Source organism: Pseudomonas bijieensis, assembly GCF_013347965.1.
Taxonomy (GTDB): Bacteria; Pseudomonadota; Gammaproteobacteria; order Pseudomonadales; family Pseudomonadaceae; genus Aquipseudomonas; species Aquipseudomonas bijieensis.
On sequence record NZ_CP048810.1, the window covers coordinates 2932680 to 2946050 of the forward strand.

Below are 13371 nucleotides of genomic sequence, written 5' to 3' on the forward strand. Positions count from 1 at the left end.
CAGGATCGTGACCGCCCAAACGGCCAAAGGCTGATCAAGATACACAGCAGGCCCGACCCACACAAGCCGCCGAAAGTCGGAGGAACCCGCGCCCGATACGACCTTCGGAGGGGGTAGCGAGAGTCGCAACCGGGCAACAAACTGTCGCCTGGCCGACCTGCTCCCTCCCCCACCGGACAACGCCCGGGAACGCCGGGCGAGCCGTTTCGGTGCGCTGCCTAACCTTAGCCGGTATTGCGCAAACCGGCGGCAATCCCCGCCACAGACACCAGCAACGCCTGTTCCACGGGGCTGCCCTGGGCCCCATCCTGTTGCCGCGAGCGTGCCAACAGTTCGGCTTGCAACAGGTGCAGCGGGTCAAGGTAGGTGTTGCGCAGGCGAATGAATTCCAGCGTGGCTGGGCTATGTGCCAGTAGTTGCGACTGACCGGTCAACCCCAGGACCACGGAACAGGCCTGCGACAATAGGTCGCGTAAATGCGCACCCAAAGATAGGAGCCCCGGCTCCACCAGACGCTCGTCGTAGGAGCGGGCAATGTCGGCGTCAGCCTTGGCCAGCACCATCTCCAGCATATCGATGCGGGTACGGAAGAACGGCCATTGTTCGCGCATCTGCCCCAGCAACTCACCTTCGCCGCGCTCCAGAGCCTTGCTCAGCGCGGTTTCCCAGCCGAGCCAGGCCGGCAGCATCAGGCGGGTCTGGGTCCAGCCGAAGATCCACGGGATCGCCCGCAGGCTTTCGATACCGCCGGCGCGACGCTTGGCCGGACGGCTGCCCAGGGGCAGGCGCCCCAGTTCCTGCTCCGGCGTGGACTGGCGGAAGTACTCGACGAATTGCGGATTTTCCCGCACCACGGCGCGGTAGGCACTGACGCCGTCGGCCGCCAGTTCGTCCATCAGGTGTCGCCATTGGGGCGTGGGTGGCGGCGGTGGCAGCAGCGTCGCTTCAAGCACTGCGGCGAGATAAAGATTGAGGTTCTGTTCGGCGATGTCCGGCAGGCCGAATTTGAAACGAATCATTTCGCCTTGCTCAGTGGTGCGGAAACGCCCGGCCACCGAACCCGGTGGCTGGGACAGGATCGCGGCATGCGCCGGACCACCACCACGGCCCACGGTGCCGCCACGACCGTGGAACAACAGCAGTTCGACTTGCTGCTCGCGGCAGATGTCCACCAGTCGTTCCTGGGCCCGATACTGCGCCCAGGCTGCCGCCGTGGTCCCGGCGTCCTTGGCCGAGTCGGAATAGCCGATCATCACTTCCTGAGGGCCTTGCAGCCGCGAGCGATAGCCGGGCAGCCGCAACAGGCGCTCGATCACCGGCCCGGCGTTATCCAGGTCGGCCAGGGTCTCGAACAACGGCACTACCCGCATCGGCCGCAACACACCGGCCTCCTTCAACAACAGCTGCACGGCGAGGACATCGGAAGCCGCGCCGGCCATGGAGATCACGTAGGAACCCAGGGACGCCGCCGGCGCCGCGGCCACTTCCCGGCACGTCGCCAACACTTCCGCGGTGTCGGCCGACGGCTTGAAATGGGCCGGCAGCAACGGACGCCGGTTGTTCAGCTCCTCCAGCAAGAAGCTGATGCGCTGCTCCTCGTTCCAATCTTCAAAGCGCCCCAGGCCCAGGTAGTCGGTTATTTCCGTCATGGCGGCGGTATGGCGTGTCGAGTCCTGGCGTACATCGAGGCGCACCAGGAACAAGCCGAACGTCACCGCCCGGCGCAGGCAATCGAGCAGTGGCCCATCGGCTATCACGCCCATGCCGCATTCGTGCAACGAGTGGTAGCACAGCTCCAGCGGGTCCAGCAGCTCGCGGTTGTGCTGCAACACGTCGGCGCCTGGCGGCGTGGCAACGGTCAGGGAGGCGTGGGCCCAGTTGCGGGTGGCGCGCAGGCGCTCACGCAGTTGCTTGAGCACGGCGCGATAAGGCTCGGCGCTGTCGCCAGCCTGGGCACGCAAGGCCTCGCTGGCGTGTTGCATCGACAGCTCGGCCGCCAGTTGATCGACGTCGCGCAGGTACAGGTCCGCTGCCATCCAGCGCGCCAGCAACAGCACCTCGCGGGTCACGGCAGCGGTGACATTCGGGTTGCCGTCGCGGTCGCCGCCCATCCACGAGGCAAAGCGGATCGGCGCCGCCTCCAGTGGCAGGCGCAGCCCGGTGGCGGCATGCAGGGCCTGGTCGGCCTTGCGCAGGTAATTGGGAATGGCCTGCCACAGCGAATGCTCGATCACCGCGAACCCCCACTTGGCTTCATCCACCGGAGTCGGCCGGGTACGGCGGATTTCTTCGGTGTGCCAGGCTTCGGCGATCAATCGCTGCAGGCGCTCGTGGATCTGCGCGCGCTCGGCGCTGGTCAGGTCGCGGTGATCCTGGGCCGCCAATTGCGCAGCGATGGCGTCGTACTTCTGGATCAGCGTACGGCGGGCCACTTCCGTCGGGTGAGCCGTGAGGACCAGTTCGATTTCCAGCCGCCCCAGTTGCCGGGCCAGGGCCTCGGCGCCATGGCCCTCGGCTCGCAACCTTGCAAGCAGTTCGGGCAGCACCCGCGCCTCGAAGGGTTGCGGCTGTGACTCTTCGCGACGATGGATAAGTTGATATTGCTCAGCGATGTTGGCCAGGTTGAGAAACTGGTTGAACGCCCGCGCCACCGGCAGCAGTTCGTCCTCGCTCAACTGGTTGAGGCTGGCGCTGAGCTCGGCATCCACGGAACCGCGCCGGTCAGCCTTGGCGCCCTTGCGGATCTGCTCGATCTTGTCGAGAAACGTGTCCCCATACTGTTCGCGGATGGTATTGCCCAGCAGTTCGCCGAGCAGGTGGACATCCTCGCGCAAGCGGGCATCGATATCGGTCATCAGCATTTCTCCAGCAAAAAAGTCCGGACAGCTCTTGCATTAGAGAGTGCCGATGCCCGTCGCTTATGACAAGCGACGAAGGGACTTTAAACCTTACACAACGAAGCTAGTCTCATGAGTAAGCCACACAACGGCTTGTCACTCACCGCGCCTGCCACGAGCAGGCTGATTGAGGTCATCATGAAAATTCGTGAACTTGCCCAGCATTGGGAAGAAAACGCCAAGGGCCGCCTGACCCAGACCGGCTACACGATCCATCTGGACGTGGAAGCCGCCGCACGGCTGGCGGCGATCTGCGATATGTACCCCAAGCGCCAGCCCGAAGAGCTGCTGGGCGAACTGATCGGGGCGGCGCTGGAAGAGCTGGAAGCAAGCTTCCCCTACATCAAGGGTTCGCAAGTCGTCGCCACCGATGAAGAAGGCGACCCGCTGTACGAAGACGTGGGCCCGACGCCACGGTTCCTCGCATTGTCCCGTCGGCATCTGCACGAACTTTCCTCGCAGAACGACAAATCCAAACACTGACTTCCTTCCCTTCAGGTTGCGATTTTGCGGCGCGGTGTCTCTTTCCATTGCGTCGCAATACCGCTGCGCGCCTGGAAAGTTCAGCTTTTCTGCCGCTGACCGATCAGTCAGTAATTCTTTTGGCGAATGGCCATCCTCGCTGAACTTTTGAAAAACGCCTCGGGTCACACCGAGTAACCATACTGGAACGGTCGTTTAAATAAACGCGCCTTGGCGCCCGCGCCAACCCACACGTCACAGCTTCGGTCCCAGCATGGATTTGTAGTTTTTTCAGGAGTTTTCCAATGGAGTTGAAGCCTATGAATACCTGCACTGCCAAACCCTCATCCACTGGCCTGCGCGGCCTGAAGTTGGCTGCCCTGGCTATCGGTAGCAGCTTCATCCTCGCCGGGTGTGCTGGCAATCCACCTTCGGAGCAGTACGCGGTGACCCAATCGGCGGTCAACAGCGCCGTCAGCGCCGGCGGTACCGAATTCGCCGCGGTGGAAATGAAATCGGCCCAGGACAAGCTCAAGCAGGCCGAGATCGCCATGCATGACAAGAACTACGCAGAAGCCAAGCGTCTGGCCGAACAGGCCGAGTGGGACGCCCGCGTCGCCGAGCGCAAGGCCCAGGCCGCCAAGGCCGAACAAGCCCTCAAGGACTCTCAGAAAGGGGTTCAGGAACTGCGTCAGGAAGGCATGAACAAGGTTCAGTAAACCGTTCACGCCACGACGTACTTCTCATTGATAAAAGGACGACAGACTATGATGCACAAACACTTGATGATGCCCGCCCTGCTCGCTGCCTGCGTAGCCCTGGCCGCTTGCTCCCACGACCCGAACGCGAACCTGGAACAGGCTCGCACCAACTACAACGGTCTGCAGGCTGACCCGGCGGCAACGAAAGTGGCCGCATTGGAAACCAAAGACGCCGCCGACTTCCTGGCCAAGGCCGACAAGGCCTACCTGGACAAGGAAGACGAAGCCAAGGTCGACCAGTTGGCCTACCTGACCAACCAACGCGTTGAAGTGGCCAAGCAGACCATCGCCCTGCGCAACGCCGAAGCCGAGCTGAAAAACGCCGGTGACGAACGCGCCCGTGCCCTGCTCGATGCGCGTAATGCGCAGATCAAGCAATTGCAGGACAGCCTGAACGCCAAGCAGACCGAACGCGGTACGCTGGTGACCTTCGGTGACGTGCTGTTCGCCACCAACAAGTCCGACCTGCGCGCCAGCGGCATGACGAATGTGAGCAAACTGGCGCAGTTCCTCCAGGAAAACCCGGACCGCAAGGTGATCATCGAAGGTTACACCGACAGCACCGGTTCGGATTCCTACAACCAGTCGCTGTCCGAACGCCGCGCCAGTTCCGTGCAACTCGCGCTGGTGAAAATGGGCGTCGATCCGGCCCGTATCGTGACCCAGGGTTACGGCAAGGAATTCCCGGTGGCTGACAACACCAGTGTCTCGGGCCGTGCCATGAACCGTCGGGTGGAAGTGACCATTTCCAACGACAACCAGCCAGTGGCCCCGCGTTCGACCATGAGCGCCAACTGATCGGCTGAGTGCAACAAAAAAGCCCCGCCTGAGTTAATCAGGCGGGGCTTTTTCATGCCCGCACACATTCTTCGAGCCAGCCATATTCCCTGTGGGAGCGAGCCTGCTCGCGATAGCGGTGGTTCAGTAAACACCTATACAGCTGACCTGCCGCCATCGCGAGCAGGCTCGCTCCCACAGGGGGGTTGCTTATGGCTGCAATTTTTGTGGCGTCTCCTGCCCCATGCAACGCACCGCGCGCTTCTTCTCGTTGATCAGCACGCCGGTCAGGCCTTTCTGTTCGGTGTCGAACAACACCAGCACGCCATCGATGCACTGGGCCACCTGCGGCGCCGGTTCCAGGGCGACTTTGTAGTCCTCGCCCGGCACGGTCTTGAGCATGGTGAATTCATTGAGCAGCAACGCGTCCTCGGGTTTGGCGAAGTGCAGGTAGCCGTAGTACCAGAGCACCGCGACGGTGCCGAGGATGCTGCAGATACCGGTGATGATCAGGGGGATGGCGTTACGTTCTTCGCTCATTGCGGGCTCTCTGAAGATTCAACGGGTGATTTCGGATAATTCGGGACTTCGCCCAGGCGGCGCAGGCCGTCAAAGTGCTGGGGGTCGTCAAGGTAACGCAGCATCACTGTGCGCCAGACCGGGTCGGCGAATGTCTGCACATGTCCGCCGCGGGTCAGTTGCAGGACCCGCGGCGGCGGCGCAGCTTGATACAGACGGATGCCGTTGGAAAGAGGCACGATGGGATCATCCAGGCTGTGGTAGATCAATTTCGGTACGCCGGTCAATTGCGCAACGGAGGCAATCGCGCTGTCACCGTCGGGCACCAGCCAGGACAGCGGCACCTGGAACGCCCAGGTCAGCCACGAAGTGCTCAGGGCGAAACGCCCGACGTCGCGATAGCTGGCCGGCACGCCATCGAGCACCAGGGCCTTGAGCTGCCGTTGGCGCTGGGGATGCTCGACCAGATAATGCACCGCCAGCGCGCCGCCCAGGCTCTGGCCGAGCAGTACCAGTGGCCTGCCTTGGACATCAGGAGATTGATCGAGCCATTTGAACGCGGCGTCGATGTCCTGATAAATCGCCGGCAGGCTCGGCTCGCCTTCGGACACGCCGTAACCACGGTAGTCGACCATCAACACCTGGTAACCACGCTCCGGCAACCACCAACTCCCACCCAGGTGCCAGGCCAGGTTGCCGCCATTGCCGTGCAGATGCAGCACCGTGCCCTTGACCTCCACGCCGGGTTTGACCGGCAGCCACCAACCACGCAGCTTGAGACCGTCGGCGGTGGTCAGGGTGACGTCGCGGTACTCTAGCCTGGCCCGCTCCGGGGTGAACGGCAGGCCGCGCTCGGGGGTAGAACAGCAGGGAGCTGCAACCGCTCAGGGCCAGCAGCAGGCAAATGATGCCGAGGGTTCGCATCCGGTGAAACCTCGCAAAATCAGAAGTTATAAACAGTCCCCCTGTGGGAGCGAGCCTGCTCGCGATAGCGGTCGGACATTCAACATCAATGTTGACTGGAACACCGCTATCGCGAGCAGGCTCGCTCCCACATCTTTAACCGCATCGCATTGTGTTCAAAGGATGTTGGAATAATCCGCTTCGATCCGATCCAGGCTCAGGTGGTTCAGGAAGTTGGAGAAACACATCCAGGCCGACAGCGCGTTCATGTCGCGGAACTGCTCGGGCAGGTACTTGGGCGGCACGACCAGGCCTTCGTCCACCAGTTGCCGCAGGGTGCGCATGTCCTCAAGCGTGGTCTTGCCGCAGAACAGCAGCGGCACCTGTTCCAGCTTGCCCTTGCGCACGGCCAACTGAATGTAGTTGTAAACCATGATGAAGCCCTTGAGGTAGGACAAGTCTTTGGTAAATGGCAGGCCCGTCGGCACCGAGCCACGGAACACCCGGCTGGCGTTACCGTAGCTTTCAGCCATTTCAAAGCCCTGCTCGCGGAAGAACTCGAAGATCTGCAGGAAATCGGCCCCCTCCTCCACCATATGAATGGCGCGGGTGCGGTTGGTGAGTTTGCGCAGGCGACTGGGGTAGGAAGCGAAGGTGATGATTTCCATCAGGATCGCCAGGCCTTCCTGGGTCACGGTGGATGAGGGCGGCCCCTTGGACAGGAAGGTGCAGATCGGTTGGTTCAGGCCGTTGAGGGTGGTGCCGACATGCACCAGCCCTTCGTGGACCTCCAGCGCCCGCACGTCACGCTCGTTGAACATCGCATCGGTGCGGATCTTGATGTAGTCCGCCCCCGCCGCCGCATCGGCCACGATGCCATCGGACTCGAACACGCGGATGGTTTCCTCGGCTTCGCCGAACACCCGGTTGAGCCGGTGTTGCAGCAGGCTGACGGCGTCCTTGGCGGTGAGGATCTTCGGCTCGTCCTTCAGGTCGCCACGGCCATCGATGTTGTTCAGATAGTCGGACAGCATCAACCCCAGGTCTGCCAGGGTCGGGTCGCCGGCGTGGAACGCATCGGAAGCCGCACCGTACAGCTCCTGGGAAATCAGCCCGAAATCCTCGGTGCCGCGCGCTTCGAGCATGCGCACCACCATGCGGTATTCCTTGCACATGCGCCGCATGATCTGGCCGACCGGGTTGAACTGCCCGAGTTGGCGGGTGATGTCACGCTCGATGTTCTGGAACTCCAGCTTCACCTTGCTGGAATCGAAGGACAACGGCCGGTTGAGGTAATAGTCGCGGTCCACAGCGGGCATTTCCTTGCCCTTGGCCTTGAGGAATCCCTTACGGATGCTGTCATCCCATTTCACCGCGTCGAGAATGCGAATCGGCGTTTGCGCCAGCACAATGCGATCGGACAAGGTGCGTATCGTCTGCTGGTAATCGTCCACCCGGAACTCCTGTGAAAAAACGTCCGCTTGTTGCTGTTATTGGGTTGTTGCTTATTGGGATTTGAGCAGCCGCTGGTAACGCACGGCCTCCGAGAACACATCGGAATTGGCCGGGTCGTCGAGGTAACTGAAGACCTTGTTCATGTCGCTGTCCACCAGCACGCCGTCGCCTTCTTCGCTCGGGCTCGGCTGGCCACTGAGGCGTTTCTGGTCGATGGCCTGGTTGATCTGCTCCAGGTCCAGGTTGTAGACCACCAGCTCCTGTTTATCGGTCAGTTCAAAACCGGCGATCACGAAATGCCCGCCATACCGTGCCGGCACCTTGGCCGACAGGTACCAGCGGCTGCCATGACGGGAGACGGTCAGGGGAATCGCTTCGCGCTCCTGGGGCCTGGCCCGGAAGTAGCTGATGGCCTGGTAGCGGTGCTTGCCGACCTTCGTCAGCTCCAGGTTCAACGGTTCGCCCCAGGCATTGGTGCTGGTCCAGTGACCGAGCAGGCCCTTGGGCGCCGCTTCGCTCTCCGGCAACGGTGCCTTGAAGGACACCAGGCAGCCACTGAGCAACAGCAACGACACGGCCAGTACGGCGGCACGCCAGGCTTTCATTGGAACTCCCTATGGCACATGTTGCCTTGCCCTTGTGGCGAGGGAGCTTGCTCCCGCTTGAGTGCGCAGCACTCACAAAAAGGGGCCGCTGCGCAGCCCAGCGGGAGCAAGCTCCCTCGCCACAGGGACGGTGGTGGCCTCCACAAAGGGACTACACCGACGCCAGTACCAGGTGCATGTAGCGGGTCAGGATACCGAGCATATCTTCATCGGCTACCGGCTCGGCGCCATTGAGCAAGCCCTGATATTCCATCCGTCCGATAATCGCCGTCAACACTTTGGCATCCTGTTGCGGCTCGCGGGAGCCTAATACCTGGAAAAACTGACACGTGCCGTGCAGCAAAATCTGCTGGTGGGAACGCACCAACTCCGCCAGGCGCGGGTTGAGCAGCGCTTCCTGGCGAAAGGCCTGTTCGGCCATCAGGTACTCGCGGCGACTGTCCAGTTGGTGCTGTACATAGTCAGCGGTCATCCGGGCGATGTCGTCCGCCAGTTGCGAGCGTGATTGGGCGCTGCCGTCACCGTAGGCGACCATTTCCCGCAGCAGGCCTTCGTTGTTGGTCCACAGCTTGGCCATGAATGCCGCACTGCGTTCCACGTACTGGGCAAAGGTGTCGGTGAGCAGGTCATCGATGTCCTTGAAATAGTACGTGGTGGCCGACAGCGGCACGCCGGCTTCGGCAGCCACGGCGCGATGGCGTACGGCTCGCACGCCATCGCGCACCACAATGCGCATGGCCGCGTCGAGAATCTCCTGGCGACGCTGCTCACTGCCCTGTCGGCTGGCCTTGCGGCCCTGGTACTGAACACTTTCAGCGACAGCCGTGGCGACGCCCGCTGCACCTTCTGAAGCCATTGCACGATTCACGACAGGTCTTCCTCTTTTTTTCAAAAGTAACCAATTGATACGTTTGTACCAGACAGGCAATAAAAAGCCGCCCTTCCAGGCGGCTTTTTAGTTGAAACACTTACGCTTGAGGCCGCATGTGCGGGAAGAGAATCACATCCCGGATCGACGGTGAGTTGGTCAACAACATCACCAGGCGATCGATGCCGATACCTTCACCAGCGGTCGGCGGCATGCCGTACTCCAGGGCACGCACGAAGTCGGCATCGTAGTGCATGGCTTCGTCGTCGCCGGCGTCCTTGTCGGCCACCTGGGCCATGAAGCGCTCGGCCTGGTCTTCGGCATCGTTGAGCTCGGAGTAGGCGTTGGCGATCTCGCGGCCACCGATGAACAGCTCGAAACGGTCGGTCACGCTAGGGTTCTCGTCGTTACGACGGGCCAGCGGCGACACTTCGAACGGGTACTGGGTGATGAAGTGCGGCTGTTCCAGCTTGTGCTCGACCAGCTCTTCGAAAATCATCACTTGCAGCTTGCCCAGGCCTTCGAAGCCGAGCACCTTGGCCCCGGCCTTCTTGGCGATGGCACGGGCCTTGTCGATGTCGTTCAGGTCAGCGGCGCTGATCTCGGGGTTGTACTTGAGGATCGAGTCGAACACCGAAAGGCGCACGAACGGTTCGCCGAAGTGGAACACCTTGTCGCCGTACGGCACGTCGGTGGTCCCGAGAACAAGCTGCGCCAGCTCGCGGAACAGCTCCTCGGTGAGGTCCATGTTGTCTTCGTAGTCGGCGTAGGCCTGGTAGAACTCGAGCATGGTGAACTCGGGGTTGTGCCGGGTCGAAACACCTTCGTTACGGAAGTTGCGGTTGATCTCGAAGACTTTCTCGAAGCCGCCGACAACCAGGCGCTTGAGGTACAGCTCCGGCGCGATACGCAGGAACATTTCCATGTCCAGGGCGTTGTGGTGGGTCTCGAACGGCTTGGCCGCCGCGCCACCGGGGATGGTCTGCAGCATCGGCGTCTCGACTTCCAGGAAGTCGCGCTTCATCAGGAAGCTGCGGATGTGGGCGATGACTTGCGAGCGCACGCGGAACGTCTGGCGCACGTCTTCGTTGACGATCAGGTCGACGTAGCGCTGGCGATAGCGCTGCTCGGTGTCGGTCAGGCCGTGGTGCTTGTCCGGCAGTGGGCGCAGGGACTTGGTCAGCAGGCGCACGCTGGTCATTTCGACGTACAGGTCACCCTTGCCGGAACGGGCCAGGGTACCTTCGGCGGCAATGATGTCACCCAGGTCCCAGGTCTTGACGGCGGCCAGGGTTTCTTCCGGCAGAGTCTTGCGGTTGACGTAGACCTGGATGCGCCCGGTCATGTCCTGGATCACCATGAACGAACCGCGATTGAGCATGATGCGACCGGCCACCTTGACTGGAATCGCCGCCTCGGCCAGCTCTTCCTTGGTCTTGTCCGCGTACGTCTTCTGCAAGACGTCGCAGTAGGCGTCGCGGCGGAAGTCGTTGGGGAAGGCCTGGCCCTTGGCACGCTCGGCAGCAAGCTTTTCCTTGCGCAGGGCGATCAGGGAGTTTTCTTCCTGTTGCAGGGCTTGCGGGTCGAGTTCTAGGTCGCTCATGTCTTTAAGGATTCCATCACAGGTTCGTTGCCCCCGGCCCCGGGGCCGGAGTTTGCGGGCGAGCCGCGCTCCCTGGTGGAAGCGTGCCTGCCCGCCGCATGGGTGTCGCGTTACAGCCCTTGTTTGAGGCTGGCGATCAGGTATTCATCGATATCGCCGTCGAGCACCTTGTCGCAATCGCTGCGTTCGATGCTGGTACGCAGGTCCTTGATCCGCGAGGCATCGAGCACGTACGAACGGATCTGGTGACCCCAGCCGATATCCGACTTGGTGTCTTCCAGCGCCTGGGACGCCGCATTGCGCTTCTGCACTTCCTGCTCGTACAGGCGGGCCCGCAGCATCTTCATCGCGGTGTCTTTGTTGGCGTGCTGGGAACGCTCGTTCTGGCAGCTGACCACGGTGTTGGTCGGTACGTGGGTAATCCGTACGGCCGAGTCGGTGGTGTTAACGTGCTGGCCACCGGCCCCGGAGGAGCGGTAGGTATCGATGCGCAGGTCCGCCGGGTTGATCTCGATCTCGATGTTGTCATCGATTTCCGGCGAGACGAACACCGCCGAGAACGAGGTATGGCGACGGTTGCCAGAGTCGAACGGGCTCTTGCGCACCAGGCGGTGCACGCCGATCTCGGTACGCAGCCAGCCAAAGGCATATTCGCCCTTGATGTGCACGGTGGCGCCCTTGATCCCGGCGACTTCACCGGCCGACAGCTCCATGATGGTGGCGTCGAAACCGCGTTTGTCAGCCCAGCGCAGGTACATGCGCAGCAGGATGTTGGCCCAGTCCTGGGCCTCGGTGCCGCCGGAACCGGCCTGGATGTCCAGGTAGGCGTTGTTCATGTCCATCTCGCCGCTGAACATGCGACGGAATTCCAGCTTGGCGAGGTTCTCGTCAAGGCGTGTCAGCTCGGCGACGACATCGCCGACCGCACCTTCATCGTTCTCTTCGACAGCCATGTCCAGCAGGTCGCGGCAATCGGCCAGGCCGCTGGACAGTTCATCCAGGGTCTCGACGATCTGCGCCAGCGCGGAACGCTCGCGGCCCAGTTCCTGGGCGTACGAAGGGTTGTTCCAGACATTCGGATCTTCAAGCTCGCGATTGACTTCGGTCAGGCGCTCATGCTTTTTGATCGTAGTCAAAGATACCCCCGAATAGTTTCGGAGCGCTCGGACAGGTCCTTGATGGTGTTAAGGATCGGGTTGATTTCCATGGCGGGCAGCACTCGTTGGCGAACTTTTGAAAGCCGGCGAGTATAACGTAATCAAGCGCCAGCGGCAGCCCGCCTGGCGGCTTTAGGGGCAATGAGCCTCAGGGGGACGCTGCACAATACCCCTGTGGCGAGGGGATTTATCCCCGCTGGGCTGCGAAGCAGCCCTAAAAACCCGACAACTCGGTGTGCCAGGCAAATTGAGTTGACTGTATTTGGGGTTGCTGCGCAGCCCAGCGGGGATAAATCCCCTCGCCACAATAACCCCCTCAGCCACAAAGGCGTCCCAGTCGACATCCAGGGTGATCTATTCAACCCCCACCCGATTGCGCCCACTGTGCTTGGCCACGTACAGCCCCTTGTCCGCCGCCGAGATCAATTGCCGGCTATCGCTACCCTGCTGTGGGGTAAAGGTCGAGACGCCGATGCTGATAGTCAGGTTCTCGCCGCCGTCGGGCGTGGCGTGGGGGGATTTTCAGGGCGACGACGTTCTGGCGCAGTTTCTCGGCCATCAGCCGGGCGCCGCCAGGCGAGGTGCCGGGCAGTACCAAGGCAAACTCTTCGCCGCCGTAGCGGGCCGGCAAGTCGGACGGACGGCTGCACGCCTCGCGGATCGCCGTGGCGACCTTGCGCAAGGCCTCGTCGCCCTCCAGGTGACCGAAGTTGTCGTTGTAGGACTTGAAGTAATCCACGTCGATCATCAGCAGCGACAATTGACTCTGGTCGCGCATCGCCCTGCGCCATTCCAGCTCCAGGTACTCGTCGAAGTGCCGGCGATTGGACAGCCCGGTCAGGCCATCGGAGTTCATCAGGCGTTGCAGCACCAGGTTGGTGTCGAGCAGTTGCTGCTGGCTGACCCGCAGCGCGCGATAGGCCGCGTCGCGCTGCAACAGCATCATGTAGGAACGCGAGTGATAGCGGATGCGCGCCACCAGTTCGATGTTGTCCGGCAACTTGACCAGATAGTCGTTGGCCCCGGCGGCAAACGCCGCGCTCTTGACCAGCGGGTCCTCCTTGGTGGACAGGACGATGATCGGGATATCACGGGTGGCCGGATGGTTACGGTACTCGCGCACCAGGCTCAGGCCATCGAGGCCAGGCATCACCAAATCCTGGAGAATCACCGTCGGCTTGATGCGAACCGCGTGGGCGATGGCCTGGTGCGGGTCGGCGCAGAAGTGGAAGTCGATGTTTTCTTCATTCGACAGCCCGCGCCGCACCGCTTCGCCGATCATCGCCTGGTCGTCGACGAGCAAGACCATGGCGGCGTTCTCATCGCGCTTGAATTCGTCGAGCTGCAGATCATTCATGGTGGCT

General features: G+C 62.0%; 9 protein-coding genes and 3 pseudogenes. 3 read left to right on the plus strand and 9 right to left on the minus strand.

Annotated features, from left to right (window positions below; translation table 11 throughout):
- Positions 1-224: 224 nt before the first annotated feature.
- Entirely contained in the window at positions 225-2855 is a 2631-nt protein-coding gene (gene ppc / locus GN234_RS12825; RefSeq protein ID WP_176688562.1) for a phosphoenolpyruvate carboxylase, read from the minus strand.
- A gap of 180 nt (positions 2856-3035) precedes the next feature.
- Between ppc and GN234_RS12830 the strand changes: the two genes are divergently transcribed.
- From GN234_RS12830 to GN234_RS12840, 3 genes are all read left to right on the plus strand, one after another.
- The gene (locus tag GN234_RS12830; protein WP_003198166.1) at positions 3036-3380 is read left to right on the plus strand and encodes a hypothetical protein; all 345 of its coding nucleotides are present in this window, start codon (positions 3036-3038) and stop codon (positions 3378-3380) included.
- A gap of 284 nt (positions 3381-3664) precedes the next feature.
- A complete protein-coding gene (locus tag GN234_RS12835) occupies positions 3665-4078 on the plus strand; it encodes a DUF4398 domain-containing protein (RefSeq protein ID WP_109753680.1) in 414 nt (137 codons plus the stop codon).
- 51 nt (positions 4079-4129) lie between these two features.
- Entirely contained in the window at positions 4130-4918 is a 789-nt protein-coding gene (locus GN234_RS12840) for an OmpA family protein (protein ID WP_109753723.1), read from the plus strand.
- 189 nt (positions 4919-5107) lie between these two features.
- Here the strand turns inward: GN234_RS12840 and GN234_RS12845 are convergent, their stop codons facing one another.
- The 8 genes and pseudogenes from GN234_RS12845 to GN234_RS12880 form a co-directional block, all read right to left on the minus strand.
- On the minus strand, positions 5108-5437 hold the full coding sequence (locus GN234_RS12845; RefSeq protein WP_045155163.1) for a hypothetical protein: 330 nt from the start codon (positions 5435-5437) through the stop codon (positions 5108-5110).
- A pseudogene (locus GN234_RS12850) lies at positions 5434-6340 on the minus strand (alpha/beta hydrolase). Before GN234_RS12850 ends, GN234_RS12845 begins: the two are co-directional and overlap by 4 nt.
- A gap of 155 nt (positions 6341-6495) precedes the next feature.
- On the minus strand, positions 6496-7773 hold the full coding sequence (locus GN234_RS12855) for a flavohemoglobin expression-modulating QEGLA motif protein (RefSeq protein ID WP_109753678.1): 1278 nt from the start codon (positions 7771-7773) through the stop codon (positions 6496-6498).
- A gap of 51 nt (positions 7774-7824) precedes the next feature.
- Entirely contained in the window at positions 7825-8379 is a 555-nt protein-coding gene (locus tag GN234_RS12860) for a hypothetical protein (RefSeq protein WP_176688563.1), read from the minus strand.
- 151 nt (positions 8380-8530) lie between these two features.
- Positions 8531-9247 carry a TetR/AcrR family transcriptional regulator gene (locus GN234_RS12865; protein ID WP_109753676.1) on the minus strand — a complete coding sequence of 239 codons (717 nt, stop codon included), beginning with the start codon at positions 9245-9247 and terminating at the stop codon, positions 8531-8533.
- 100 nt (positions 9248-9347) lie between these two features.
- On the minus strand, positions 9348-10850 hold the full coding sequence (gene lysS / locus GN234_RS12870; protein WP_109753675.1) for a lysine--tRNA ligase: 1503 nt from the start codon (positions 10848-10850) through the stop codon (positions 9348-9350).
- Positions 10851-10960: 110 nt separating this feature from the next.
- A pseudogene (gene prfB, locus GN234_RS12875) lies at positions 10961-12057 on the minus strand (peptide chain release factor 2).
- A gap of 304 nt (positions 12058-12361) precedes the next feature.
- Positions 12362-13364 (minus strand): annotated as a pseudogene (locus GN234_RS12880) (diguanylate cyclase domain-containing protein).
- Between the last annotated feature and the right edge of the window lie 7 nt (positions 13365-13371).